Annotated in this window: 25 protein-coding genes; 14 read left to right on the top strand and 11 right to left on the bottom strand. The window is 64.6% G+C overall.

Annotated elements, in window-relative coordinates:
* Positions 1-116: 116 nt before the first annotated feature.
* The gene (locus tag BRAGE_RS0141365; RefSeq protein WP_027564207.1) at positions 117-1,037 is read right to left on the bottom strand and encodes an amino acid ABC transporter substrate-binding protein; all 921 of its coding nucleotides are present in this window, start codon (positions 1,035-1,037) and stop codon (positions 117-119) included.
* 12 nt (positions 1,038-1,049) lie between these two features.
* Positions 1,050-2,345, bottom strand: a complete 1,296-nt coding sequence (locus BRAGE_RS0141360; protein WP_027564206.1) for a dicarboxylate/amino acid:cation symporter — start codon at positions 2,343-2,345, stop codon at positions 1,050-1,052.
* 211 nt (positions 2,346-2,556) lie between these two features.
* Between BRAGE_RS0141360 and BRAGE_RS0141355 the strand changes: the two genes are divergently transcribed.
* The 5 genes from BRAGE_RS0141355 (at position 2,557) to BRAGE_RS0141335 (ending at position 7,871) form a co-directional block, all read left to right on the top strand.
* A complete protein-coding gene (locus tag BRAGE_RS0141355) occupies positions 2,557-3,558 on the top strand; it encodes an NADP-dependent oxidoreductase (protein WP_027564205.1) in 1,002 nt (333 codons plus the stop codon).
* A gap of 211 nt (positions 3,559-3,769) precedes the next feature.
* Positions 3,770-4,570 carry a hypothetical protein gene (locus BRAGE_RS0141350; RefSeq protein WP_027564204.1) on the top strand — a complete coding sequence of 267 codons (801 nt, stop codon included), beginning with the start codon at positions 3,770-3,772 and terminating at the stop codon, positions 4,568-4,570.
* A 130-nt stretch (positions 4,571-4,700) separates the two neighbouring features.
* Entirely contained in the window at positions 4,701-4,916 is a 216-nt protein-coding gene (locus BRAGE_RS0141345) for a hypothetical protein (protein WP_027564203.1), read from the top strand.
* Between the two features lie 190 nt (positions 4,917-5,106).
* Positions 5,107-6,261, top strand: a complete 1,155-nt coding sequence (locus tag BRAGE_RS0141340; protein ID WP_027564202.1) for an FAD-dependent monooxygenase — start codon at positions 5,107-5,109, stop codon at positions 6,259-6,261.
* Entirely contained in the window at positions 6,258-7,871 is a 1,614-nt protein-coding gene (locus tag BRAGE_RS0141335; RefSeq protein WP_027564201.1) for a benzoate-CoA ligase family protein, read from the top strand. The genes BRAGE_RS0141340 and BRAGE_RS0141335 overlap by 4 nt, the downstream gene beginning before the upstream one ends.
* 157 nt (positions 7,872-8,028) lie before the next feature.
* On the opposite strand, the gene BRAGE_RS0141330 is transcribed toward BRAGE_RS0141335, so the two are convergent.
* Both BRAGE_RS0141330 and maiA read right to left on the bottom strand, forming a co-directional pair.
* Entirely contained in the window at positions 8,029-8,541 is a 513-nt protein-coding gene (locus BRAGE_RS0141330) for a MarR family winged helix-turn-helix transcriptional regulator (protein WP_027564200.1), read from the bottom strand.
* The gene (gene maiA, locus BRAGE_RS0141325) at positions 8,531-9,163 is read right to left on the bottom strand and encodes a maleylacetoacetate isomerase (RefSeq protein WP_027564199.1); all 633 of its coding nucleotides are present in this window, start codon (positions 9,161-9,163) and stop codon (positions 8,531-8,533) included. The genes BRAGE_RS0141330 and maiA overlap by 11 nt, the downstream gene beginning before the upstream one ends.
* A 174-nt stretch (positions 9,164-9,337) precedes the next feature.
* On the opposite strand from maiA, the gene gtdA reads away from it, so the two are divergent.
* Complete coding sequence (gene gtdA / locus BRAGE_RS0141320) at positions 9,338-10,378, top strand: gentisate 1,2-dioxygenase (protein ID WP_027564198.1); 1,041 nt, start codon at positions 9,338-9,340, stop codon at positions 10,376-10,378.
* A gap of 147 nt (positions 10,379-10,525) precedes the next feature.
* On the opposite strand, the gene BRAGE_RS0141315 is transcribed toward gtdA, so the two are convergent.
* From BRAGE_RS0141315 to BRAGE_RS0141300, 4 genes are all read right to left on the bottom strand, one after another.
* Positions 10,526-11,347: an ABC transporter permease gene (locus tag BRAGE_RS0141315; RefSeq protein WP_027564197.1), complete on the bottom strand. Its 822-nt coding sequence runs from the start codon at positions 11,345-11,347 to the stop codon at positions 10,526-10,528.
* Positions 11,340-12,113: an ABC transporter ATP-binding protein gene (locus BRAGE_RS0141310; protein WP_027564196.1), complete on the bottom strand. Its 774-nt coding sequence runs from the start codon at positions 12,111-12,113 to the stop codon at positions 11,340-11,342. The genes BRAGE_RS0141315 and BRAGE_RS0141310 overlap by 8 nt, the downstream gene beginning before the upstream one ends.
* 109 nt (positions 12,114-12,222) lie before the next feature.
* Positions 12,223-13,227, bottom strand: a complete 1,005-nt coding sequence (locus BRAGE_RS0141305; protein WP_027564195.1) for an ABC transporter substrate-binding protein — start codon at positions 13,225-13,227, stop codon at positions 12,223-12,225.
* A 32-nt stretch (positions 13,228-13,259) separates the two neighbouring features.
* Positions 13,260-14,624 (bottom strand): FAD-dependent oxidoreductase, encoded by a 1,365-nt coding sequence (locus BRAGE_RS0141300; RefSeq protein ID WP_027564194.1) that lies wholly within the window; start codon positions 14,622-14,624, stop codon positions 13,260-13,262.
* A gap of 111 nt (positions 14,625-14,735) precedes the next feature.
* On the opposite strand from BRAGE_RS0141300, the gene BRAGE_RS0141295 reads away from it, so the two are divergent.
* Entirely contained in the window at positions 14,736-15,620 is an 885-nt protein-coding gene (locus BRAGE_RS0141295) for a LysR family transcriptional regulator (protein ID WP_027564193.1), read from the top strand.
* A complete protein-coding gene (locus BRAGE_RS0141290; protein WP_231164167.1) occupies positions 15,617-16,027 on the top strand; it encodes a hypothetical protein in 411 nt (136 codons plus the stop codon). Before BRAGE_RS0141295 ends, BRAGE_RS0141290 begins: the two co-directional genes overlap by 4 nt.
* A 3-nt stretch (positions 16,028-16,030) precedes the next feature.
* Here BRAGE_RS0141290 and BRAGE_RS0141285 read toward each other — a convergent pair whose 3' ends face one another.
* Complete coding sequence (locus BRAGE_RS0141285) at positions 16,031-16,834, bottom strand: enoyl-CoA hydratase-related protein (protein ID WP_027564191.1); 804 nt, start codon at positions 16,832-16,834, stop codon at positions 16,031-16,033.
* 168 nt (positions 16,835-17,002) lie between these two features.
* On the opposite strand from BRAGE_RS0141285, the gene BRAGE_RS0141280 reads away from it, so the two are divergent.
* A complete protein-coding gene (locus tag BRAGE_RS0141280) occupies positions 17,003-17,977 on the top strand; it encodes a ketopantoate reductase family protein (RefSeq protein ID WP_027564190.1) in 975 nt (324 codons plus the stop codon).
* On the opposite strand, the gene BRAGE_RS0141275 is transcribed toward BRAGE_RS0141280, so the two are convergent.
* Entirely contained in the window at positions 17,965-18,657 is a 693-nt protein-coding gene (locus tag BRAGE_RS0141275) for an alpha/beta hydrolase family protein (RefSeq protein WP_027564189.1), read from the bottom strand. The two genes, BRAGE_RS0141280 and BRAGE_RS0141275, sit on opposite strands and share 13 nt — an antisense overlap.
* A gap of 126 nt (positions 18,658-18,783) precedes the next feature.
* On the opposite strand from BRAGE_RS0141275, the gene BRAGE_RS0141270 reads away from it, so the two are divergent.
* Positions 18,784-19,929: an acyl-CoA dehydrogenase family protein gene (locus tag BRAGE_RS0141270; protein WP_027564188.1), complete on the top strand. Its 1,146-nt coding sequence runs from the start codon at positions 18,784-18,786 to the stop codon at positions 19,927-19,929.
* A 415-nt stretch (positions 19,930-20,344) separates the two neighbouring features.
* Positions 20,345-21,331, top strand: coding sequence for a hypothetical protein (locus BRAGE_RS0141265; RefSeq protein ID WP_141263354.1), 987 nt, complete (start codon positions 20,345-20,347; stop codon positions 21,329-21,331).
* Between the two features lie 57 nt (positions 21,332-21,388).
* Here BRAGE_RS0141265 and BRAGE_RS0141260 read toward each other — a convergent pair whose 3' ends face one another.
* Positions 21,389-22,273, bottom strand: a complete 885-nt coding sequence (locus BRAGE_RS0141260; protein WP_027564186.1) for a LysR family transcriptional regulator — start codon at positions 22,271-22,273, stop codon at positions 21,389-21,391.
* 103 nt (positions 22,274-22,376) lie between these two features.
* Here BRAGE_RS0141260 and BRAGE_RS0141255 point away from each other — a divergent pair, with 103 nt between their 5' ends.
* The 3 genes from BRAGE_RS0141255 to BRAGE_RS0141245 are packed head-to-tail and all read left to right on the top strand — an operon-like array spanning position 22,377 to position 23,866.
* On the top strand, positions 22,377-22,808 hold the full coding sequence (locus BRAGE_RS0141255; protein WP_027564185.1) for a DoxX family protein: 432 nt from the start codon (positions 22,377-22,379) through the stop codon (positions 22,806-22,808).
* 19 nt (positions 22,809-22,827) lie between these two features.
* Positions 22,828-23,289, top strand: a complete 462-nt coding sequence (locus BRAGE_RS0141250; RefSeq protein WP_027564184.1) for a DsrE family protein — start codon at positions 22,828-22,830, stop codon at positions 23,287-23,289.
* Positions 23,282-23,866: a TlpA family protein disulfide reductase gene (locus tag BRAGE_RS0141245; RefSeq protein ID WP_027564183.1), complete on the top strand. Its 585-nt coding sequence runs from the start codon at positions 23,282-23,284 to the stop codon at positions 23,864-23,866. The genes BRAGE_RS0141250 and BRAGE_RS0141245 overlap by 8 nt, the downstream gene beginning before the upstream one ends.
* Positions 23,867-23,873: the final 7 nt, after the last annotated feature.

The raw sequence follows: 23,873 nt of genomic DNA, 5'->3' as shown, positions 1-23,873 counted from the left end.
CGGATGCCTCGAAGGGCGACGGCCCTGCTGTAGCTGCATCCCGGCCGTTCATCCTTCGAGACTCGCCCAGCGGTGCTCTGCACCGCCGGGCTCGCACCTCAGGATGACGGATGCCCTCAATTATTCGCGCTGGCGGAATCGTCCATGGCCTTGAACGCTTCCTCCAGCTGCAGCGAGATCGGCACGTTCAGCCGTTCGCCTGTGGGCAGCCTCGCGATGAACCATTTGTTGTAGAGCGGGACGAGGTCGCGGTTGGAGCCGAGCTTGCGGAAGGCGCGCTCGACCACGGCGGAGAGCTGCGGCTCGCCTTTCTTGAACATGATGCCGTAGGGATCGTAGGACAGATAATCGCCGGTGACGCGGAACTTGTCCTGCGCCTTGTGGCGCGCGATCAGGCCGAACAGCAGGATGTCGTCGGTGGCGAACGCATCGGCCTTGCCGTCGACGAGCATCTGGTAAGACTGCTCGTGATCGGCGCCGGTGAGGATGTTCAGCCCCAGCGAGAACTTCTTGTCGGCCGCCTGGATCGCCTGCTCGTTGGTGGTGCCCTTGGTCACCACGATGGTCTTGCCCTTGAGGTCGGCCAGCTGCCGGACGCCGGACGCCTTCGGCACCATCAGCTTGGTGCCGGCGACGAACATCAGCGGCGAGAACGCGACGCGCTTGCCGCGCTCGGCGTTGGCCGTGGTCGAGCCGCATTCCAGATCGATCTTGTTCTGGAGCACCGCGTCGATGCGGTCGTCGGAGGTGACCTTGACGTAGTCGATCTTCAGATTGGGATCGTCGACCTCGATGCCGATCTCCTCGACGATGGCCTCGCACAATTCGAGACTGTAGCCGATCGGCCGGCCCGACTGGTCGAGGAAGGAGAACGGCGGCGAGCTCTCGCGATAGCCGAGGCGCACGGTGTGACTGTTCTTGATCGCCGACAGCGTCGGGCTAAGCCCTTCGTTGCCGCCGGTCTGCGCGGTGGCGCCGGTCGCCAGCAGGCATGCTGCCAGCAACAGGCCACCCGATATCGCCAATGAGCGGCGCATGATGCACCTCCGTCAATGGCCGGCCATCGCGGGCAATTCGCCGGCCACCATGTCGGGCGTCGACGCCTCGCCGGGTCCGAGCTCATGCTCGGGCCCGAGCTCGCCTTCCCACTTCGCGACAACGGCCGTCGCCAGCGAGTTGCCGATCACGTTGGTGGCGCTGCGGCCCATGTCGAGGAAGGTGTCGATGCCCATGATCATCAACAGGCCCGCCTCGGGGATGCCGAACTGCGACAGCGTCGAGGCGATCACCACGAGGGAGGCGCGCGGCACGCCGGCAACGCCCTTGGAGGTGATCATCAAGGTCGCGAGCATCGCGAGCTGCGTCGCGAGCGACATCTCGATGTGATAGGTCTGCGCGATGAAGATGCTGGCGAAGGTGCAGTACATCATCGTGCCGTCGAGATTGAAGGAATAACCGAGCGGCAGCACGAAGCTCGAGATCCGCGACGAGGCACCGAACTTGGTGAGGCCCTCCAGCGTCTTCGGATAAGCCGCTTCCGAGCTCGCAGTGGAGAACGCGATCATCAGCGGCTCGCGGATCAGCTTCAGGAGATGGCTGTAGCGCGGCCCGATCACGACGAAGCCAACAATCACCAGGATGGCCCACAGGATCGCAAGCGCGAGATAGAAACCGCCCATGAACACGACGAGCTTCCACAGCACGCCGAGACCGTTCTTGGCGACGGTGGCGGTGATGGCGGCCCACACGGCGAGCGGCGCGAACAGCATCACGTAGCTCGTCACCTTGAGCATGATGTGGGCGACGTCGTCGATCATCGCCAGGATCGGCTTGGAGCGCTCGGGCATCGAGCCCATCGCCACCGAGAAGAACACGGCGAAGATCACGATCTGGAGGATCTCGTTCTGCGCCATCGCGTCCGCGATCGAGGTCGGGATCAGATGGGTGAGGAATTTCTCGATCGAGAACGCCGAGACCGGCAGTCCGGTCGATTGCCCCGCCGCCGGCAGTGTGCCCGGGAAGTTCGCGCCGGGCTGAAGCAGATTGACCATGACGAGGCCGAGCAGCAGCGAGACGAAGGAGGCGCTGATGAACCAGCCCATGGTCTTGGCGAAGATGCGTCCGAGCCGCGAGCCGCTGCCCATATGCGCGATGCCGCCGACCAGGGTCGCGAACACCAGCGGCGCGATGATCATCTTGATCAGGCGCAGGAACATCATGGCGATCAGGTTGATGGAGGACGCCCAGTCGGCGCGCGTATCGGGCAGGAAGTTGAAGATCGCCGCCCCCATGACGATGCCCAGCACCATCGCGGCCAGGATGTATTGCGTAAACCTGTTCGACATTGAAAGACCCCCACTACATCGGCCGCTTCATGATGTCGCAGATATGACAGCGACGCAACACGCTTCGCGTGCATTCGTATTGCGGGATGTTCCCATTGCGAAACAGAGGCGCGCGATCTAGCTTTCATGCAGCGCACAACGAATGCAGCTTGCACGTTTCCTTTGCGGCGGCTGCATCAATAATCGTCAAGCCAACGGAGAGGGAAACGCCATGAGCGGCACCATCAATCGCCAGATCCTTCTGGTGGAAAAGCCCAGCGGCAAGCTCGGCCCCGAACATTTTGGCATGATCGATGGTGCGATGCCGGAGCCGACGGACGGCGAGGCTTTGCTGCGCGTGCGTTACATCTCGCTCGACGCCGCCAACCGCGCCTGGATGCACGGCGCCACCTATCGCTCCGCCGTGGAGGCCAACAGCGTGATGGCCGGAGGCGGCATCGCCGAGGTCGTCAGCTCCAAGGCGCCGGAGCTGGCTGCCGGCGACATCGTGTTCGGCGACACCGGCTGGCAGGAATATGCCGCGGTGCCGGCGAAGCATCTGACCAAGATGCCGAAGCTGGAACCTATGACGCATCTGCTCAGCGTGTTCGGCATCGCCGGGCTCACCGCCTATTTCGGCTTGCTGGAGGTCGGAAAGCCCAAGGAGGGTGAGACGGTCGTGGTCTCCGCGGCCGCGGGCTCGGTCGGCTCGATCGTCGGGCAGATCGCCAAGATCAAAGGGTGCCGCGTGGTCGGCATCGCCGGCGGTGCCGACAAGTGCAACTGGCTGACCTCCGAGCTCGGCTTCGATGCCGCCGTCGACTACAAGGACGGCGCGGTGTTCAAGACCTTGCGCGCGGCGGCGCCGAAGGGGGTCGACGTCTATTTCGACAATGTCGGCGGAGACATTCTGGAAGCATGCCTGCCGCAGATGAACAATTACGGCCGCATCGCCTGCTGCGGCGCGATCTCGCAATATGACGGCACACCGGCGGCGCACGGCCCGCGCGGCGTGCCCGGCCTGATCGTGGTGAAACGGCTCGTGATGCAGGGCTTCATCGTGATGGACTACATGAAGGACAGCCGGCGCGCGCTCGCCGATCTCCAGGGCTGGGTGAAATCCGGCAAGCTGAAGGTGCAGGAGGACATTATCGACGGCCTCGAGAACACGCCGAAGGCGCTGATCGGATTGCTCGCCGGCGAGAACCGCGGCAAGCGCATGGTGAAGCTCTGACGACGTATTGTTTGAGCATGCTCTTTTCGGAAAACCGCTGCACACTTTTCCGGATCATGCTCTAGTTACGTCGCAATTGCGACGCTAATATCTACTTGCGGTAGAGGTCGAAGCGGCCAATGATGCCGCTCGCGACGCATCATCCGCGAAGATTGTTTGCATCACTTTTAATAAAGCGTCGGCGTTACCGACAGGGCAGGAATTCACCCCAATGTTCAACACGTTGAAACATGCTTCAACGCGCACCGCGCTGTTCGCGGCGGCGCTGTTCGCAACTGCAACAGCCGCATTCGCGCAAGCCCCGACCGAGGCCCAGAAGAGCGCGATCCGCTCTGCATGCCGCTCGGATTTCATGGCGCACTGTGCGAGCGTGACGCCGGGCGGCGTGGAAGCCTATCAATGTCTGGCAAAGAACATGTCCAGCCTGTCGGCGGGTTGCCAAACGGCAGTCCGCGCGGTCGAGCCCGCTGCAGCTCCGAAGACGGAAGCCGCGCCCGCAAAGTCTGAACCGGCGAAGTCCGAGCCTGCAAAGACGGAAGCTGCGCCCGCCGCCGAGCCTGCGGCCAAGCCGGCAGCGGCAGCCGCCCCGAAAGCCGCCGCCGTAAAGCAACCGAGCAGCGCACAGGTCGCCGCGGTCAAGAGCGCGTGCCGGGCGGATTATCCCAAGGTGTGCGCCAGCGTGCCGCCCGGCGGCGCCCCCGCGCTCGAATGCCTGGAGAAGAACAAGGCGAAGGTTTCGCCGGCCTGTGAGAAGGCCGTGACCGCCGCGGTTGGTGGTGGCGGCGGCGCGGCTGCAGCAGCGCCCGCCGCGGCGCCGGCCGTGATCGTGCTGCGCCCGCTGCGGCCGCGCGAAGAGCTGTTCATCGTCCGCTCCGCCTGCGGCGCCGACATCCGCTCGCTCTGCGCCGGCGTCGCGCCCGGCGGCGGCCGCATCATCCAGTGCGTCTCTAACAATGCGGCGTCGCTGTCGCCGGCGTGCAAGGACGTGCTGGCACCGTTCGCGGCGCGATAAACAACGCACAGCTCACGCGCCATTGCGCGTGTCGAGATTTGGCAGCGCGCGAATGAATTTTCGCGCGCCTGCCGCGACAAATCTTTTGCCGACATCCGATTTCGGATCACGACAAGACCGGGAGAACACCATGCGTTCGTTGCTGCTCATGGCTTCCGCGCTCCTCGCTTTCGGGGCGACCATGACCTTCGAGGCCAAGGATGCCAACGCAGTGGTATGCGCCCGCGGCGTCTATCGCGCCGGCTGCGCCGGCCCCAACGCCGCCGTCGTGGTCCGCAAGCCGGTTCCGGTGGTTCGTTATACCCGGGTGCTGGTGGACGGGGTCTACGTGAAGCGCTGCGTCTGACCCCCGGGTGGTCAATCCGGCCCGGTTTGGCTATGATTCCTATCTAGCGGTTTCGGACAGGCGCAAACGCGTGTCCGGAAACGGGCTTCGGCGCGCCACGCCTTGCCGATAATTCCGCTGGCGTGGGAGGCCGGAGCACACTAGTCTACCCCCAAGATAGTAAGTATACTGTCAATTAGGGAGGAAGACGTTGCGGATCGCCGTGATTGGCGGGGGGCCCGGCGGGCTCTACTTCGCCTATCTCTGGAAGAAGCGTCACCCCGAGGATCAGGTCGACCTGTTCGAACAGAACCCGGCCGACGCGACCTGGGGCTTTGGCGTCGTGTTCTCCGACCAGGCCCTGGAGTTCCTGCGCGCCGACGACCCCGAGACGGTCGACGCGATCGCCCCGCATATGGAGAGCTGGGAGAACATCACGCTGAGCCTGCATGGCGACAGCGTCGCCATCGACGGCGTCGGCTTCTCCTCGATCGGGCGGCTCGAGCTGTTGAGGTTCCTGCAGCAGCGCGCGCTCGATGCCGGCGTTACGCCGCGGTTCGACACGCAAATCCATGCCATAGACCAGCTCAACGGCCACGATCTGATCGTCGCCGCCGATGGGCTGAACTCGCTGGTGCGCCGCGCCTATGAGGGCGATTTCGGCACCTCGCTGTCCTACTCCTCCAACAAGTTCGTCTGGTACGGCACCTCGAAGCGGTTCGACACGCTGTCGCAGACCTTCGTGAAGACCGACCGTGGCGCCTTCAACGCCCATCATTATCGCTACTCGCCAAGCATGAGCACCTTCCTGGTCGAGTGCGACCACGCGACCTGGCAGGCTTACGGCTTCGCCTACAAGGACGTCGAGCAGTCCAAGGGCGTCTGCGAGGAGGTGTTTGCCGACACGCTCGGCGGCCATTGTCTCGTCTCCAACAAATCGGTGTGGCGCAACTTCCCGTGGGTCTGGAACGAGCACTGGTCGTTCAAGAACATGGTGCTGATCGGCGACGCGCTGCATTCGGCGCATTTCTCGATCGGCTCGGGCACGCGGCTTGCCATCGAGGATGCCATCGCGCTCGTCAAGGCGCTGGAATCGGACGCGCATATGTCGACCGCGCTGCATCGCTACCAGGCCGCGCGCAAGCCGATCGTGCAGAAGCTCGTCAATGCCGCACGCACCTCGGCCTTCTGGTACGAGCACTTCGCCCAGCACATGCAGCTCGAGCTGATGGACTTCGCCTACAGCTACATCACCCGCTCCGGCCGCATCGACGATGCACGCCTGCGCCACATGTCGCCCGCCTTCATGGCGCGCTACGAGGCCACCAGGAACGGCGGAGACGCCAGCGGCGAGGCAACCGCATGAGCAATGAGATTCGTGACCAGGTGCCGACCGACAGCGTCGGGGCACGCGAGATCGGCTTTGCCGTTCCGGACATTTACAACGCCAGCCGCGTGCTGTTCGACAATCTCGGCAAAGGCCATGGCGACAAGGTCGCGCTGATCGGGCCGGCGGGCAAGCGGACCTATGCCGAGCTGTGCGCGGAAGCTTGCCGCTGGGGCAACGGCTTTGTCTCGCTTGGCTTGAAGCGCGGCGACCGCGTGCTGCTGTTCCTCGACGACACGCCGGCTTATCCTGCCGCCTTCTTCGGCGCGGTGCGGGCCGGCTTCGTGCCGCTCTTGATCAACACGCTGACGCCGCCGGATCTGCTGCAATTCTATCTCGCCGATTCCGGCGCGGCCGTTGCGGTGGCGGACGCCGAGTTCTGCGCGCGCTTCAATGTGGGGGCCTGCAAGGACACGAAGCTGCATACACTGATCGTCGTCAATGGCGAGGTCGGCGAGCATGCTGCGCCCGCGGCGCTCGCGGCGGCAAGCTGGCTCGCGCAATTCCCGACCGAGCTTGCCGAAGCCGACACCGATCGCAACGAGATGGCGTTCTGGATGTACTCGTCCGGCTCGACCGGCCGGCCCAAGGGCATCGTGCATCTCCAGCACGACATGGCCTATAGCGATGTCGCCTTTGCGCAGAACGTGTTGAAGCTGACGCCTGACGACATCTGCTTCTCGGTGCCAAAGATCTTCTTCGCCTATGGGTTCGGCAACTCCGTCACCTTCCCGTTCTCGGCCGGCGCCGCAACGCTGCTGCTGCCGGGCCAGCCGAAGCCGGCTGCGATCTTCGCGGCGATCGAGCAGTACAGGCCGACGGTCTTCTTCGGCCTGCCGACGCTGTACACGTCGCTGACCAAGGCCGCGGGCGCGGACAAAACGAATTTCTCGTCGCTGCGCATGTCGCTCTCGGCGGCCGAAGTGCTCTCGGCCGAGGTCTTCAACGGCTGGAAGACGCTCACGGGCCTCGAGATCGTCGAAGGCCTCGGCTCGACCGAGGTGCTTCACATCTATCTCTCCAACCGCCCCGAGCAGAAGAAGCTCGGCGCCGCGGGCCTGCGCGTACCCGGCTACGAGGTCGCGCTGCGCGACAAGGACGGGCGCGACGTCGGCGACGACGAGGAAGGGATTCTGTGGGTGCGCGGCGATTCCAACACGCCGCTGTACTGGAACCGGCCGGACAAATCCGCCGAGACCATCCGCGAGGGCGGCTGGATCTACACCGGCGACCGTTTCGTCCGCGATAGCGACGGCTTCCATTTCTTCCGCGGCCGCGCCGATGATCTGATCAAGATCTCCGGCCAGTGGGTCTATCCGCTCGAGGTCGAGCTCTGCCTCGCCGACCATCCTGATATCCGCGAATGCGCCGTTTTCGCCGCCGAGCTGCCGGACCGGCGCATGACGCTGAAGGCGGTGGTGGTGATGAACAATCGCGCGGTGGACCAGGGCGAGGCGACACGGAAGCTGCAGGACTATGTGAAGGGCAAGCTGCTGCCCTACAAATATCCGCGCGAGGTGATCTTCATCGACGAGCTGCCAAAGACGGGAACGGGGAAGATTGACCGGCAGGCATTGTTGCGGATGTGAGGCCAGGACGCAGATCCACGCACCGCAATCGTAGGGTGGGCAAAGCGAAGCGTGCCCACCGTTGCCCATTAAGAGAGAGATCGTGGGCACGGCGCAAGAGCGCCTTTGCCCACCCTACGAGATCTGAGTGTGCGGCGCGACCATCGCCTCATTCCCCTCACCCCGCCTTCCCCAGATGCTCCAGCGCATCCTCGGCCCGGAGCGGCACGCGCGAGGCCTCGTTGTTGAGATCGACGAGCTGCGTGAGCAGCGCCATCAGCGCCTTGCGGTCGGCTGGCTTGAGCGGCTCCAGCATGCGGGCCTGGGCGCGCTCGACGGCGGGGATGATCTCGCGCAGGATCGCAACGCCGGCCTTGGTCAGATAGAGCAGCTTGATCCGCTTGTCCTCCGGCGCCGGCTTGCGCTCGACAAACTCCTTGGCCTGCAGACGCTCGATCACGCTGCCGAGCGTGGAGCGGTCGAACGCGATCACCGCCGACAGCCGCGTCGCGTCGATGCCGGGATGGGTGTGGATCGCGATCAGCGCGGCATATTGCACCGGCGTGAGGTCGAACGCCCTACACTCTTCCATGAAGATCGAGACCGCGATCTGCTGCATGCGCCGGAACAGATAGCCCGGCGCGGCATAGACCGCGTCGATCGTGATCGGAGCGGCAGGCTTACTCGGCATCGGGCTGCTTCTCCGGTGCGGCATTGGCGAAAGCCCGCTGCGCCTTGGCGGCGGCTTCCGCCTTCAGCAGGCGCGGATAGGCCGAAACATCGACGCCGAAGCGGCGCGCATTGGCAAGCTGCGGCACCAGGCAGAGATCGGCGAGCGTCGGGGCATCGCCGAAGCAGAACGGCCCCTTCTCGTCCTTGATCAGCGTCTCGCAGGCCGACAGGCCCTCGCGGTTGACCCACGCGGCCCAGTCCTGGACCTTCTCTTCGGCAAGACCGAGCTCGCGCAGCCGTGCCAGCACCTTCAGATTCTGCACCGGATGGGTGTCGCAGGCGATCGCCAGCGCGAACGCCCGCACCTTGGCGCGGTGCAGCGGATCCTTCGGCAGCAGCGGTGGATTGGGATGGGTCTCGTCGAGCCATTCGATGATGGCGACCGATTGGGTCAGCACTGCGCCCGCATCGTTCTCCAGTGTCGGCACCAGGCCTTGCGGGTTGATGGCGAGATAGGCTGGCGCGCATTGCTCGCCCTTGCGCAAGTGATGCGGCAGGTGCTCGGCGCCGAGGCCTTTGAGGTTCAGCGCGATCCGCACGCGATAGGCGGCGCTGGAGCGGAAATAGCCGTGCAGCTTCATCGAGACCCTCCCTGTTATTTCTGTCATTCCGGGGCGATGCGTCAGCATCGAACCCGGAATCTCGAGATTCCGGGTTCGGCTCTTCGGGCCGCCCCGGAATGACGTTTCCCTGTGCGTTGACGCTACCTAGATCGTCAGTATACTGTCAATCAACAAAACAAACGGGAGCGCACCATGGAAGCCGTGACCAAGACGCCCGAACGCGAGGCGTTTTACAAGAAGATCGACGGCGAGAACCTCACCGCGCTGTGGACGGTGATGAGCGATTTGATCACGCCGGAGCCGAAGAGCGCGTGCCGGCCCCACCTCTGGAAGTTCGACGTCATCCGCGACTACATGACGGAAGCCGGCAAGCTGATCACCGCCAAGGAGGCCGAGCGGCGCGTGCTGGTGCTGGAGAACCCGGGCCTGCGCGGACAGTCGAAAATCACGACCTCGCTTTATGCCGGCGTGCAGATGGTGGTGCCAGGCGATGTCGCGCCCGCGCACCGCCACAGCCAGTCGGCGCTGCGCTTCGTGCTCGAGGGCAAGGGCGCCCACACCGCGGTTGACGGCGAGCGCACCGCGATGGAGGCCGGCGACTTCATCATCACGCCGTCGATGACGTGGCACGATCATTCCAATGAAACTGATGAGCCGATGTTCTGGCTCGACGGGCTCGACATTCCCCTCGTGCAGTTCTTCGACTGCTCGTTTGCGGAGGGGTCGAAAGAGGACCAGCAGAAGATCACAAAACCTGCCGGCGACAGTTTTGCGCGCTACGGCCACAACCTCTTGCCGGTCGATGTGAAGCTGAGCTCGAAGACGTCACCGATCTTCAGCTATCCCTATGCCTACACCCGCGAGGCGCTGGAAAAAGCTCGCGCGAGTCAGGAGTGGGACGCCTGCCACGGGCTTAAGCTGAAGTTCAGCAACCCCGAGACCGGCGATTTCGCGATGCCGACCATCGGCACCTTCATCCAGCTGCTGCCGAAGGGTTTTAAGACCGCGCGCTATCGGTCGACCGACGCAACGGTGTTCTGCCCGATCGAGGGACGCGGCCGCAGCCGGATCGGCGATGCCGTGTTCGAATGGGGCCCGCGCGATCTGCTCGTGGTGCCGAGCTGGCAGTGGGTGACGCACGAGGCAGATGACGATGCGGTGCTGTTCAGCTTCTCGGACCGGCCAGTGCAGCAGAAGCTGGATCTGTTCCGTGAGGACCGCGGGAACGCGTGAGGGTCTCGTAGGGTGGATTAGCCACAGGTCTCGTAGGGTGGGCAAAGGCGCGGAGCGCCGTGCCCACGTCTTCGCGACTCATGAAGGAATGGTGGGCACGCTTCGCTTTGCCCACCCTACGGCAGCTACGGGTTGCGGTGGATTTGGCTACCGCCAGTGCAGCAGCCGCGTTTCCAGCCAGCCGATCACCTTCCCCACGACAAGCCCAAACACCGACAGGATCACCACGCCCGCGAGCAGCTGATCGGTCTGCATCAGATTGCCGGCCTGCAGCACGAAGGCGCCGATGCCGTATTGCGCGCCGATCATCTCGGCGCTGACGACGAGCAATAGCGCTACGGACGCGGTGATGCGGAACCCGGCGAGGATCGCGGGCAGCGCGCCCGGCCAGATCACCTTGCGCACGATGGTGGCGAAGGGAACGTTGAAACTTTGCGCCATGCGGATGAGGTTGCGCGGCACCGCATCGACGCCGCTATAGACCGAGATCGCGGTCGAGAAGAAAACACCGAGCGCAATGGTCGCGATCTTCGGCTCTTCGCCGATGCCGAGCCAGAGGATCAAGAGCGGCAGCAGCGCGATCTTCGGGATCGGGAACAGCGCCGAGATGAAGGTGATGCCGACGCTGCGCGCGAGCCTGGACAGGCCGATGGCGAAGCCGACGGCGACACCGGCGGCCGTGCCCAGCAGCCAGCCGACGCCGATGCGGAGCAGCGAGGCCGAGAGATGCTGCCAGAGCGCACCCGACATCGCGAGCTCATAGATCGCGCGCGCGATCGCCGATGGCGCCGGCAGGAACAGCGGATTGACGAGGCCTGTGCTGCCGGCGACCTGCCAGATCGCGATGACGAGGGCGAGCGCGATCCAGCCGCCGAAGCGGCTCGAGGCGGGCACGAAGCCGGCGCCGCGGAAGCGGACGCGCCGGGTCGTCTCGTCTTTCGTTGATGTGTGCGCCGCGCGGTCAAGCATGCTGGACCTCGCGCTCGGCATCGATCGCCTCGTTGCGGATCAGCGACCAGATCTGGTTCTGGAGCGCGAGCAATTTCTCACGCGCCGCCGCCTCGCCGCGCGCGGCCCGCGTCATCGGCACGGTGACGACCTCGCGAATGCGGCCGGGCCGGCGCGACAGCACCACGATGCGGTCAGCGAGGCGCGCCGCTTCTTCGAGATTGTGCGTGACATAGACCGCGCCCATGCCACCGTCGGCGAGCAGGCGAACAAAGTCTTCCATCAGCAATTCGCGGGTCTGCGAATCCAGCGCCGAGAGCGGCTCGTCCATCAGCAGGATCGCGGGCTTCACCGCCAGCGCGCGCGAAATGCCGACGCGCTGGCGCATGCCGCCGGAAAGCTGTTTCGGATAGGTCGTGCGGAAATCGGTCAGGCCCGTGCGGCGCAAGGCGTCGTCAACCAAAGCGCGGCGCTGCGCGGCCGAGAGCTGGGTGTGCAGCAGCGGAAATTCGACGTTCTCCTCGACCGTCGCCCAAGGCAGCAGCGCGAAATCCTGAAACACGAAGGTGAGCGGATTGAGACTGTCCGCCGGCGGCGCGCCGCGCAGCTCGGGTGTGCCGGAGGTCGGCTGCAACAGGCCACCGAGGATTGACAGCAGTGTACTCTTGCCGCAGCCGGAAGGGCCGACGATCGCTACCACCTCGCCGGCACTGAGGGTGAACGAGATGTCGTCGAGCACGGCGAGATCGCCGAAGCGGTGGGAGATGTGGTTGGCGATCAGGTCCATTCTATCTCGTCGATCCCTTGCTCTGTCGTTCCGGGATGGTCCGAAGGACCAGACCCGGAACCTCGAGATTCCGGGTTCTCGCTTCGCGAGCCCCGGAATGACGGATACATCAATCCGCCTTCACATAATCCTTGGCGATGATCGCGTTCGCGTCAAAGCCCTTGTCAGCGAATCCCTGCTCCTGGAGCCATTTGATCTGGTTGTCGACGTTCTTCACGTCGAGCTTGCCGTCGGGATCGATATAGGCGCAGTTGCCGACCACCTGCTCGACCGGCAGGTTGGTGTATTTGGCGATGATCTCCAACAGCGGCTTGGTCTTGTCGTTGATCGGGGCGACACCGTCCTTCATGGAGGCGAGGATGACGTCGTGATATTCGCGATCGGCTTTCGCGAGCACGCCGAGGAATTTCGTCACCAGCGCCTTGTTGGTCAGCGTCTTCGGCGAAGCGAACACCGCGCCCAGCTGCCAGGGTGTCTCGTCGCCGACCCAGCCCAGGAATTTAGCGCCGCCCTCATCCATCAGTTTTCGCGCGGTGGAGATCGGCAGCAGCGCCGCGTCGACGGTCTCACCCTTGAGCGCGGCAGCGGCGTTCGACAGCGATTGCAGCGGCACGATCTTCACGTCGGCAAGCTTGAAGCCGTATTTGTCGGCGAGCAGGCCGAGCGAATAATGAAACGACGAGCCGACCTGCGTCACCGCGATGCGCTTGCCGGCGAGGTCCTTCGGCGTCTTCAGGCCGGCCGCATAGGCATTGTTGCTGGCGAAATAGCCGATCAGGGGATAGCCGGCCTTCTCGCGGCTCATGCCGCCGATCACCTTCAGCGTGCCCTTGCCGGCGAGATTGTAGAGCCCCGCGGTGAAGGCGGTGACGCCGAAATCGACGTCGCCCGAGGTGGTGGCGACCGCGATCGGCTGCGCTGCGTCGAAGAATTTCAGCTCGACGTCGAGGCCGGCCTCGCGGAAATAGCCCTTGTCCTGCGCGATGAAGACGGGCGCGGAGGACGACAGGCGGAGCACGCCGACCTTGGCCTTCAGCGCGTCCTCGGCCCGGGCCGTGCCCATCGCCATGATCGCCAACAGGCCAGCAGCTGCGAGCCTTGCAATTCCGATCATCCCGTTTCCTCTCGTGCTTGTCTTGCAGTCCGTTACAGGCCCTCGGGCACCGCCTGGTCCCGCCCGATGAAGGCGCCCTGTTGTTTCAACGTTTCCTGCAATTTTTCAATGGGGATTTCGCGGGGGATCCGGTTTCCGGAAAGCGCCAGCGCGGCGGCGGAACCGGCGGCCTCGCCCATCACGAAACAGGCACCGGAAACCCGCGCCGCCGATTGGCCCTCATGGGTCATCGAGGCACAGCGGCCGGCGACCAGGAGATTGTCGACGCCTTCGGGCACCAGCATGCGGTACGGCAGCTCATTGTAACCGCGCGATTCCGGGATGGGCGGGAAGGTGAAGACGACATCGCCGGGAACGTGGGCCTCGATCGGCCAGCCGTTGACGCCGATGGAATCCTCGAACGAGGCGCAGCTGAGCACGTCCTCGCCGCCGAGCTGGTAGCCGCCTTTGATGCGACGCGTCTCCCGGATGCCGAGCTGCGGCGGCAAATCGACGATGTAGGATTTTTCAAAGCCCGGCACGGCGCTACGCAGGAACTCGTACGCGGCGAGCGCCTGCTTGCGGCCTTCGATCTCGCCACGGGTGAGATCGTCGGGCTCGACGCCGTTGATGGCGTGGCCGTCCTCACGCGCGACTTGCGTAAAGTTGACCCGCCATTCGATGCCGGATTTTTGCGGCCGGACGATCGCGCTCTTGCGCGGGAATGTGTGGGTGCCAGCGGCGAGCGCTTTCTCCATCAATTGCGGGATGGTGCGCCAGGCTTCGCCCGCCTTGTCGGGATCGATGCCGTTGAGGCGGAGCATCATCGAGGGATAGAGCGGATGGCCGTGCTCGTCGCCGATCTCGAACGGCGCGCCGGCCCAGACCGCGAGATCGCCGTCACCGGAGCAGTCGATGAAGATCTCCGCGCGCACCGCCTGCCGGCCGGCCTTGGTCTCGACCATCAGCGCGTCGATGCGGCGATCGTCGCCCATCACCACGCCGGCGCCGAGCGCGTGGAAGAGGATGTTGACCTTGTGGCTGGCGAGCAGCTGATCGGCCGCGATCTTGTAGGCCGCGGTGTCGTAGGCCTGCGCAAACACCTTGCCGAGGATCAGGTGCGGGGTGTTGAGGCCGTTGAGCAGATCGATCCGCGCCAGGAGCTCGGACGCCATGCCCTGCACCAGCCGGTGGGCCTTGCCGTAGACATTGCCGTGCAGGCCGCAGAAATTGGTGACGCCGGCGGCGGTGCCCATGCCGCCGAGAAAACCGTAGCGCTCGATCAGCAGCGTCGTCCGGCCCGCGCGCGCCGCGGAGGCCGCAGCGACGATGCCGGCCGGGCCGCCGCCGAGGACAACGACTTCATATTCGCCATAGAGCGGCACTTTCCGTGCCGGTTCTTCGATCATGGCCCGCATGGCGCGTCCGCTCCCAAAATCCCTTGCTTGCAGACGACTATGAATTAACGCGCAGCAGGCTACAATCCACCAAAATACGCGATCAGCTTTCGCGAATCGAGAAAGGTCAAAATGGACATCCTGGTGAACCTTCAGGCCTTCCTCGCCACCGCCGATGCCGCCGGCTTCTCCGCTGCCGCGCGAAAACTCAATGTCTCGACCTCGGTCGTCGCAAAACGCGTCACGCAGCTGGAGGCGCGGATCGGCACGCCGCTGTTTCATCGCTCGACCCGGCAATTGCGGCTGACCGAAGCGGGCCAGCGCTACGTCCATCGCGCCCGCGGCGTCGTGACTGACGCCACTGACCTGCTCTCGCGCATGGGCGAAAAAGGCCACGATCTCGTGGATCACCTCCGCATCAAGGCGCCGACCTCGCTGACGGTGGCGCGGCTCGCGGATGCCTTCAGTGCATTCCAGACCCAGAACCCGCGGCTGAAGCTCGAGATCGTGCTGATCGATCGCCCGGTCGATCCCGTCACTGAAGGATTCGACATCGCCATCGGAGCTTTTCCGCATTCCTTCGGCGGCGTAGTCGACGAGCCCTTGTGCCCGCTGAAGCGACTACTCTGCGCTTCGCCTTCCTATTTGAAGAAGCACGGCACGCCAAAGCATCCGCGCGACCTCGTCGAGCATCGCTGCCTTAGCTTCATGCCGACGGGTCCTGAATGGATCTTCGACGGACCGCGAGGGCGCATCAGCATCCAGGTCAGCCCGCGGCTCTCCTCCAACGAGGGACATGTGCTGGCGCGCAGCGCCATCGCCGGCAACGGCATCGCGCTGATGTCGCATTATCTCGTCGCGGATGCCTTGCGCGACGGCACGCTCAAGCCGGTGTTGCGCGACTTTCCGATTCCGGAATTGTGGGTCAAGGCGGCGATTCCGGAGCGCCGACGCAACGCGGCCGCGGTGCAGGCGCTACTGACGCTGCTGAAAACGTCACTGGCGCCGTCGCTGTGAGCCGCATCGTGTTACCGGCACAAGATGGCGGTTGCTCTCGGACAATGAACCTGAGAGAAGAGCCGCGCCATGAGCGCCGCGGCGTACTGGGTGGCCCGGTCAAGCCGGACGACGAGAGCAACCTGGTTCAACGAATGGATTCGACGCTTTTGAAATTCGCTCTGCCCGCCCTCGTCGCTCTCGCGATCTCCGCCACGCCCGCCGCAGCGCTGGGGCAGAACTGCCGCTTCATCCAGGCCAAGCCCGATCGCGAGGCCTGCTACAAGCGCCAGGAGGAAGAGCTTGCGGCGAAGCGCAAGCCCGCCGCGCCGACTGACGAGAGCAAGACGTTCGAAACGCTGCGCCAGATGCGGCAGGACGACGATGCCGTCTATCGCAGCATCAACAACATCTGCCGCGGCTGCTGACGTTCAGCTTTTGCCGCCGCCCCAGTTCGCCGCCCGCTTCTCCGCAAACGAGGCCAGCCCTTCCGCCGCCTCCGGGCTCTGGCGCTTGACCGAATGCAGGTGCACGAGCCGCTTGTAGGCGGCATCGTCCACCGCCATGCCGCCGAACGAGCTTTCGAGTGCAAGGCGCTTGGTCTCGGCCATCGCCTCCGGTCCATTGGCGAGCAGCTGTTCGACCACCTTGCGACCTGCCGCTTCGAGCTCGGCGAGCGGCACCACCTCGTGAGCGAGGCCGATGCGGCGAGCGTCCTCGGCGCCGAAACGCTCGCCGGTCAGCGCGTAGCGGCGGACCTGCCGCACACCGATGGCATCGCAGAGCTGCGGGATGATGATCGCGGCGGTCAGGCCCCAGCGCACCTCCGTGATCGAGAACAGGGCGTTGTCCGCGGCAATCACGACGTCGCAAGCCGCGATCACGCCGGTACCGCCGCCAAAGCAGCCGCCCTGCACCAAGGCGATGGTCGGGATCGGCAACGTGTTGAGGCGCTGCACGGCCTCGAACGTCGCGCGTGAGGCCGCCTGGTTGGCCTCGGCCGACTGCGGCCGCACGCCGTTGATCCATTTGAGGTCGGCGCCGGCCTGGAAATGCTTGCCGTTGCCCTTGAGCACGACGACACGCAGGTTCGGCTTCTGACCGAGATCGTCCATGGCCGCAAGCACGCCTGCGATCAGCGCGCCGTCATAGGCGTTGTTGACCTCCGGCCGGTTCAACGTGACGGTCGCGACCCCACGCTCATCGAGGGTCCAAAGGACGGGGTTGGCAGTCATTGGCGATCCTCCGGTCGTTCGTTGGGCGCGCACTATGGCCGAGGCAACGCATCCCGATCCATATCTTTCCAGCGTGGGGCGGCCGCGCCCATCGCATGGCGGCTTGTGTCATGCTGCCGCCGGACGGCATCCAGGGACCAGGCAAAGCGATCAGGGACGGGACATTACATGCGCATCTGCATTTTCGGCGCGGGCGCCGTCGGCAGCCATATCGCGGTCAGGCTGGCGCGCGCCGGCCATGAGGTCAGTTGCGTGATGCGAGGGGCGCATCTGGAGGCGGTCCGCGCCAACGGCCTGAAGCTGCGCGTCGGCGATTCCGAGGTCAGTGCGAAGGTGAACGCCTCGGGCGATCCGGCCCAGCTCGGCCCACAGGACGTCGTGATCTCGACGCTGAAGGCCACCGCGCTGACGGGACTGGTGTCCAGCATCAAGCCGCTGCTCCAGGACGGTACCGCCATCGTGTTCGCGCAGAACGGCATTCCCTGGTGGTATGGCATCGGCCTGCCGCCGCGGCATCCGACCCCGCCGGACATTTCCTTTCTCGACCCCGGCGGACGTCTGCGCGCCTGCATCCCAAAGGAGCGGATTATCGGCGGGGTCATCTTCTCGTCCAACGAGGTAACCGCGCCCGGCGTCGTGCAGAACCTGACGCCGGACCGCAATCGCCTCCTGATCGGCGAATGCGACGACCGCAATTGCGAGCGCATCACGAAGCTGCGGAGCGTGTTCAACGATGCGCGGCTCGAATCGCCGCCGGTGGCCGAGATCCGCGAGGCGATCTGGTCAAAGCTGCTGACCAACATGTCGCTCTCGGTGCTGTGCCTGCTCACCGGCCAGACCGCGCGCGGCGTGCGCGACGACCCGGCCTTCGCCGACGTCATCCCGCGCATGCTGAACGAGGCCAACGACATCGCCCAGCACTTCATCCCCGAGGTCAAGCGCGTGACCCGCAGCGGCCCCGCCCCCAACCACAAGCCGTCGCTGCTGCAGGATTACGAGCTCGGCCGCGCCATGGAGATCGACGTGCTGGTGAAGGCCCCCGCCGCCTTCGCCCGTACCGCCGGCCTGTCGACGCCGACGCTAGACCTGGTCGCCGCGCTCGCGATCCAGAAGGCGCGCGACAAGGGGCTCTATTCCGCCTGAGCTTTAGCCGAGATCGCGATCCAAGCGGCGAGCGTGTCGAGCACTTCGGCAAGCGCTTCGTCGTTGGTGCGGCCGGACTTCTTCAGCACCGCGAAGGAGTGATCACCACCTTCGATCTCATGTAGCGTCGCCTTCGCCCCGAGCGCTGCGATGACCGGCTTGAGATGGCCGAGATCGGCCAGCCCATCGCGCGTGCCTTGCAGGAACAGCATGGGGATCGCGACCTGAGCAAGGTGGTCGGCGCGCTCGGATGACGGCTTCTTGTCGGCATGAAGGGGAAAGCCGAGGAAGGCTAGCCCCTTTACGCCCGGCAGCGGAGCCTTGGATTGCGCCTGCGAGGTCATGCGCCCACCGAACGACTTTCCACCCGCGATGAGCTTCAATCCGGGACAGAGCCGCGCCGCTTCCGCGACCGCCGCGCGGATCGCGGCATGCGCGACCGCCGGCTGGTCGGGACGCCCGTGTTTCTTTTCCATGTAGAGAAAATTGAATCGGAACGTCGCGATGCCGCGATCCGCCAAGCCCGCTGCGGCCTTCTCCATGAAAGCGTGCCGCATGTCGGCGCCGGCGCCATGCCCCAGGACGTAGCAGGCGCGCGCGTTGTCCGGCTGCGTCAGGATCGCCGAGACCCTGCCGATGCGCTCGATGTCGAGCTTGAGCTCTTGCGTTTTGACAGCCACAATCAATCATCCCGACAGATGCTGTTACGGCCGCCTTGGTAGCGCCACCGGCGCAGCCTGAAAACACAATAATTGCCGCGGCCGACTAGCCTACCAAGCCGGAAAGCCGCATCAATCGAGGTAATCATGTCCTACCGCTCCTCCTGGATGACCGAAGAGCTCGACGTCTTCCGCGACCAGTTCCGGAAATATCTCGCCAAGGACCTGGCGCCGCACGCGGAAAAATGGCGCGAGCAGAAGATGGTCGATCGCTTCGCCTGGCGCGGTCTTGGCGAGATGGGCGCGCTGCTGGCGAGCGTGCCGGAGGCATATGGCGGGCTGGGCGCGACCTTCGCCTATGACGCCGCCGTGCTGGACGATCTCGAAAGCACGGTGCCGGAGCTGACCACCGGCGTCTCCGTGCACAGCGCCATCGTCGCGCACTACATCCTCAATTACGGCTCGGAGGAGCAGAAGAAGCGCTGGCTGCCGAAGATGGCCTCGGGCGAGATGGTCGGCGCCATCGCCATGACCGAGCCCGGCACCGGCTCGGACCTGCAAAGCGTCAAGACCACGGCGAAGAAGCAGGGCAATTCCTACGTCATCAACGGCCAGAAGACTTTCATCACCAACGGCCAGGCCGCCGATCTCGTCATTGTCGTCGCGCGAACCGGCGAGGCCGGGGCGAAAGGCATCTCGCTGCTCGTGGTCGAGACTGAAGGTGCGGACGGTTACAAGCGCGGGCGCAACCTGGACAAGATCGGCCTGCACGCCTCCGACACATCGGAGCTGTTCTTCGACAACGTCACGGTGCCGCCGGAAAACCTGCTGGGCAAGGAGGAAGGCCAGGGCTTCGTGCAGCTGATGCAGCAGCTCCCACAGGAGCGCCTTGCGCTGGCGGTCGGCGCCGTCGCCTCGATGGAGCGGGCGGTCAAGCTCACCACCGAATACACCAAGGAAAGAAAGGCGTTCGGCAAGCCGTTGATGGACTTCCAGAACACCGCCTTCACCCTCGCCGAGCGCAAGACCGAAGCCATGATCGCGCGCGTCTTCGTCGACTGGTGCATCGAGCAGCTGATCGCCGGGGATCTCGACACCGTGACGGCATCGATGGCGAAATACTGGTGCTCGGACAAGCAGGTCCAGACCGCCGACGAATGCCTCCAGCTGTTCGGCGGCTACGGCTACATGCAGGAATACCCGATCTCGCGCATCTTCATCGATTCCCGCATCCAGAAGATCTATGGCGGCACCAACGAGATCATGAAGCTGTTGATCGCGCGTTCGCTGTAGTCCGTAATATCATCATTCTATGGTTGTTGGCGTGGAACGGGAGTGATAATCTTCACAGAGAGCTGGCGAGGCCCGGAGTGTCCGTGTCATGCGAAAGCGACCCGCGTCAGGAAAGCGACCCCGGGGCAAGTCGCCTCCTGATACCACATCGCGTTCAGGCAAGAAGCGACCCTCGGATCACAAGAGATCTTCAGAAAAGAGATCTTCGGAAAAGAAATCTTCAGATGCGAGCTCTTCAAACAAGAGCTTGGAGACCGTCTACGTCTTCGATGCAGGCCGCGTTTGTCCCGGCGATATCCTGCTGACCAGGGTCCCACTGAAGCTCCTCGATCACTCGACATTCCAAAGCAGCGCGATTCAGGCCGGGACCAGGGCGCCCTTCAGCCACGCCGCACTTTGCATCGAGCACGGCTTGATGATCGAAGCCGTCGGCGCCGGCGTCTGCCGGTTCGCCCTCGGCCCGACCGGCGTACGATCGAAGGCCAATGTGAAGCTCCTCAGGCTCAACCTCGACGTGGTCAACGGGCCACAGCATGCTCAATTGGCTGCACATTTCGGCCACCAATATCTCTCGCGCGGCTACTCGCTGCCCGGAGCGCTCGGCACGCGGATCGCTCCTCTCCGCAAGAAGGCGCGCGGAGATCTGTTTTGCTCGGAGCTGGTCGCGCGAGCCTATGACGAGGCGCGCTGCCCACTCTTGCCCGGCAAGAAGCCGAACAGAATCGCACCCGGCGATCTCCTGAAGTCGGACGTCCTGCGCGACGTCACCAAGCTCGCGCTCGTCCCGATCCAGATCGACACGCCGTTGATGTATTATCTGGACGACGGTTCTCATTTCGAACGGGTGGCGCACTGGGAGGTGCGCACGAAGCTCAAGATCGTGCAGAGCCCGCCGGTCCAGCGTGAGCTGGCTGCACTCGGCGCCAGCGTGCCGGGCTTCTTCGAGCTCGAGAAGGTGTTGCGGCAAGCCTCGTCGTCCGGGCTCGACGACGCCGTCCATGACGAGCTGGTTCGGCACGATTTCAGCGCCGAATACACGCGTAGGACACTCGTCTCGGTCGATCTCAAGGAGCCCGGCGAAATCCTGAGTGCGGAATTCGCCGCGCGTTTCGAGCCGCCCGCGGACCAGCTCAAGAACCTGAACAAGGACACCCTGGAGTTCCTGCTGGAGGAGCGAAAGTCAGCAATCGTCTCGTTCCAGAACGACATCGCTTCGCGGAACACGGATATCGAGACATGGGATCGTCATCGAAGCAGCTGGAATTCACGAACATTCGACTATCTCACGACCATGCAGCGTCCATTGCTGGACGTCAGCGAGCAATTGCTCAAGCTCTTCCGCAAGGAGCTTGACGCCCTGACGGCGGAGCAAGAACGCAGAAGAGCATCCGCGGCACAATAACGGCTCCCATAGCGAGAGCACGAATCACACCGGCAGCCGAACCGCCGGTCCGCGCAGCTACTTCATCCGCTTGTCGGCGGCGACGAAGTCGATGAAGGTCCTCACCTTCGCGGAGAGATATTTGCGGCTCGGATAGACCGCGAACAGTTTTCCGACAAACATGATGTGTCCGGGCATGACGTGTTCGAGGCGTCCCGCGGCGATGTCCTCCGCGACCAGCCATTTCGGCAGGAAGGCGAGGCCCATGCCTTCGAGCGCGGCCATGTGCAGCAGCGTTTCGTTGCCGCTGCGCAGCACCGGATTGAACTTGATGGTTTCGGGACCGTGCTCCCCCGCGAACGAGAAGCTCTCGCCCGGATAAAGCGCGTAGTGCAGCACAGGGGCGCCGGACAGATCGGCGAAGGTCACCGGGCGGCCCGCGCGTTTGAGGAAGGCGGGAGCGGCCACCATGTAGAACGGGACGTTGGTGATGGGGCGCGCGATCAGCGCCTCGTCCGGTGCGCCGGTCGCGCGCAAGGCGAGGTCGAATCCTTCTTCGACCAGATTGACCAGCCGTCCGCTGAGATCGACGTCGAGCCGCACCTCCGGATAGCGCGCCTGGTAGTCCGCCAGCACGCTTGCGAAGATCGCATTCGCCATCCACACCGGCGCGGTCAGCCGCAGCGTGCCATGCGGAACGACGGTCGCGTTGCTGACGGCTGCCTCGACCTCGTCGAGCGAATCCAGCATCTGCCGCGCCTGCTCGAAGTAGAGCGCGCCGCTTTCGCTCAGGCTGACCCGCCGGCTGGTCCGGTTCAGCAGCCGCGTGCCGAGCCGCTTCTCAAGCTGCATCACATGCTTGCTCGCCATGGCTGGCGAGATGCGCAGGCGCTGCGCGGCGGTCACGAAGCTCTTGAGCTCCGCGACCAGGCAAAACACCCTCATGCTGACCAGGGTATCCATCAGATCATCAACATTTAGGAAAAGAACCTATCCTGGAACGCATAATGATCAAAAATGGAGAAACTATCAAATGGTGGCCACCCTCACATCTTGGAGAACCACCATGTCCGCCACCACCACTCTTGAGACCGCCACGCCCGGCCGCGCCCTTCGCATCGGCCTCTGGGCCGGCCAGGTCCTCATCGCCTTCGTCTTCATCTCGGCTGGGTTCGTCAAGCTGACCACGCCCATTCCGCAGCTGGCCGCGATGATGCCGTGGGCCGGGCAATATTCCGAAACCTTCGTCCGCTCCATCGCGCTGGTCGATCTCGCCGGCGGCATCGGCATTATCCTGCCCGCCCTGACGCGGATCCTGCCGCGGCTGACGGTGCTGGCCGCGCTGGGTTGCGCGGTGCTGCAGGTGATCGCGCTCGTCTTCCACCTCTCGCGCGGCGAGGCGCCGGTCACGCCGCTCAATGCCGTCCTGCTCGCGCTCAGCCTGTTCGTGCTGTGGGGACGCAGCCGCAAGGCGCCGATCGCGCCGCGTCAGTTCTGACCGGCAGGACGCCATCGCCATGATCTCTGCCAATGGATGGTCCCGCAGGGGCCTGCTCGCGGGCACCGCGATCCTCACGGCCGGCGGCGCTGCCGCGGCCAAGGAGGATCGTCTTGCCGACGGCGTCGTGATCCTGATCGACAGCAACGAGCCCTATGTCATGGGTCACGCGATCAGCTATTCGGCCAATCTCGCAAAGCACTTTGCCGAGAAGGGCATGCGATTGCTGATCGAGGTCGTCGCCAACGGCAAGGGCATCGACGTCTTCCGCGCGGACAAGACGCCGCTGGTCGAGCCGCTCGCAACATTGCGGCAGTCGGTGCCGAACCTCAGCTACAGCATGTGCGCATCGTCCAAGGCGATCGCGGAGGCCAAGGAGCAGATCTCGATTCCGCTGATCGCGGGCGCGAGCCTCGTCCCTTTCGGCATCGGACGCGTGGTCGATCTGCAACTGAAGGGCTGGGCCTATATCCATGCGTAGAAGCATCCCAGCGCTGTCGCGGCGGTCGGTCCTGATGGCCGCGGCAGCCTCTCTCGCTGTCCCGCGCGCAAGTGGCGCGCAGGACAGTTGGCCGCCGGTGTTCGAGGCCGGCCGCAGCCAATTCACCGTGGTGCGGCCGCGCGCGGTGATGCCGCAGCTGAAGCTCCAGGATCTGCGCGGCAAGGACGTCGCCGTGGCTGCCAAGCCGGGCCGCATCACGTTGGTGAACTTCTGGGCGACCTGGTGCCCGGCCTGCAAGCTCGATCTGCCCATGCTCGCAAGCCTCGCCGGATCGCGGCCCGACCGGCTCGACGTGGTCGCGATCTGCACCGATACCAAAGACCTGCGCAAGATCCGCAGCTTTCTCGGCGCCCTCGCCGTGCAGAACCTCGCTTGTTATGTTGACAGCTACGACGCAGCGGCCGAAGCATCGCGCGCGATGTTCTCGCTCGTCGGCATGCCCATCACCTATCTGGTCGGAACGGGCGGTCGCGTCGAAGGCTATATCGCTGGGGCGCCCGACTGGCTCTCGCCGACCGGCGCGCGGCTCCTGCAATTCTATCGCGAGCAGGGTTAGTGCTGTC

Origin of the sequence: Bradyrhizobium genosp. SA-4 str. CB756 (genome assembly GCF_000473125.1) — a bacterium.
In the GTDB taxonomy this organism is placed as follows: domain Bacteria; phylum Pseudomonadota; class Alphaproteobacteria; order Rhizobiales; family Xanthobacteraceae; genus Bradyrhizobium; species Bradyrhizobium arachidis.
Note: the sequence above shows the minus strand (reverse complement) of the source record. Positions and strands in the feature narration are given on the sequence as shown.

What these genes read in the sequence shown, in the direction of transcription:
- BRAGE_RS0141365 (WP_027564207.1), bottom strand. Translation starts at nt 1,037, where the DNA reads ATGCGCCGCTCATTGGCGATATCGGGTGGCCTGTTGCTGGCAGCATGC.
- BRAGE_RS0141360 (WP_027564206.1), bottom strand. Translation starts at nt 2,345, where the DNA reads ATGTCGAACAGGTTTACGCAATACATCCTGGCCGCGATGGTGCTGGGC.
- BRAGE_RS0141355 (WP_027564205.1), top strand. Translation starts at nt 2,557, where the DNA reads ATGAGCGGCACCATCAATCGCCAGATCCTTCTGGTGGAAAAGCCCAGC.
- BRAGE_RS0141350 (WP_027564204.1), top strand. Translation starts at nt 3,770, where the DNA reads ATGTTCAACACGTTGAAACATGCTTCAACGCGCACCGCGCTGTTCGCG.
- BRAGE_RS0141345 (WP_027564203.1), top strand. Translation starts at nt 4,701, where the DNA reads ATGCGTTCGTTGCTGCTCATGGCTTCCGCGCTCCTCGCTTTCGGGGCG.
- BRAGE_RS0141335 (WP_027564201.1), top strand. Translation starts at nt 6,258, where the DNA reads ATGAGCAATGAGATTCGTGACCAGGTGCCGACCGACAGCGTCGGGGCA.
- BRAGE_RS0141330 (WP_027564200.1), bottom strand. Translation starts at nt 8,541, where the DNA reads ATGCCGAGTAAGCCTGCCGCTCCGATCACGATCGACGCGGTCTATGCC.
- maiA (WP_027564199.1), bottom strand. Translation starts at nt 9,163, where the DNA reads ATGAAGCTGCACGGCTATTTCCGCTCCAGCGCCGCCTATCGCGTGCGG.
- gtdA (WP_027564198.1), top strand. Translation starts at nt 9,338, where the DNA reads ATGGAAGCCGTGACCAAGACGCCCGAACGCGAGGCGTTTTACAAGAAG.
- BRAGE_RS0141315 (WP_027564197.1), bottom strand. Translation starts at nt 11,347, where the DNA reads ATGCTTGACCGCGCGGCGCACACATCAACGAAAGACGAGACGACCCGG.
- BRAGE_RS0141310 (WP_027564196.1), bottom strand. Translation starts at nt 12,113, where the DNA reads ATGGACCTGATCGCCAACCACATCTCCCACCGCTTCGGCGATCTCGCC.
- BRAGE_RS0141305 (WP_027564195.1), bottom strand. Translation starts at nt 13,227, where the DNA reads ATGATCGGAATTGCAAGGCTCGCAGCTGCTGGCCTGTTGGCGATCATG.
- BRAGE_RS0141300 (WP_027564194.1), bottom strand. Translation starts at nt 14,624, where the DNA reads ATGCGGGCCATGATCGAAGAACCGGCACGGAAAGTGCCGCTCTATGGC.
- BRAGE_RS0141295 (WP_027564193.1), top strand. Translation starts at nt 14,736, where the DNA reads ATGGACATCCTGGTGAACCTTCAGGCCTTCCTCGCCACCGCCGATGCC.
- BRAGE_RS0141285 (WP_027564191.1), bottom strand. Translation starts at nt 16,834, where the DNA reads ATGACTGCCAACCCCGTCCTTTGGACCCTCGATGAGCGTGGGGTCGCG.
- BRAGE_RS0141280 (WP_027564190.1), top strand. Translation starts at nt 17,003, where the DNA reads ATGCGCATCTGCATTTTCGGCGCGGGCGCCGTCGGCAGCCATATCGCG.
- BRAGE_RS0141270 (WP_027564188.1), top strand. Translation starts at nt 18,784, where the DNA reads ATGTCCTACCGCTCCTCCTGGATGACCGAAGAGCTCGACGTCTTCCGC.
- BRAGE_RS0141265 (WP_141263354.1), top strand. Translation starts at nt 20,345, where the DNA reads ATGATCGAAGCCGTCGGCGCCGGCGTCTGCCGGTTCGCCCTCGGCCCG.
- BRAGE_RS0141260 (WP_027564186.1), bottom strand. Translation starts at nt 22,273, where the DNA reads ATGGATACCCTGGTCAGCATGAGGGTGTTTTGCCTGGTCGCGGAGCTC.
- BRAGE_RS0141255 (WP_027564185.1), top strand. Translation starts at nt 22,377, where the DNA reads ATGTCCGCCACCACCACTCTTGAGACCGCCACGCCCGGCCGCGCCCTT.
- BRAGE_RS0141250 (WP_027564184.1), top strand. Translation starts at nt 22,828, where the DNA reads ATGATCTCTGCCAATGGATGGTCCCGCAGGGGCCTGCTCGCGGGCACC.
- BRAGE_RS0141245 (WP_027564183.1), top strand. Translation starts at nt 23,282, where the DNA reads ATGCGTAGAAGCATCCCAGCGCTGTCGCGGCGGTCGGTCCTGATGGCC.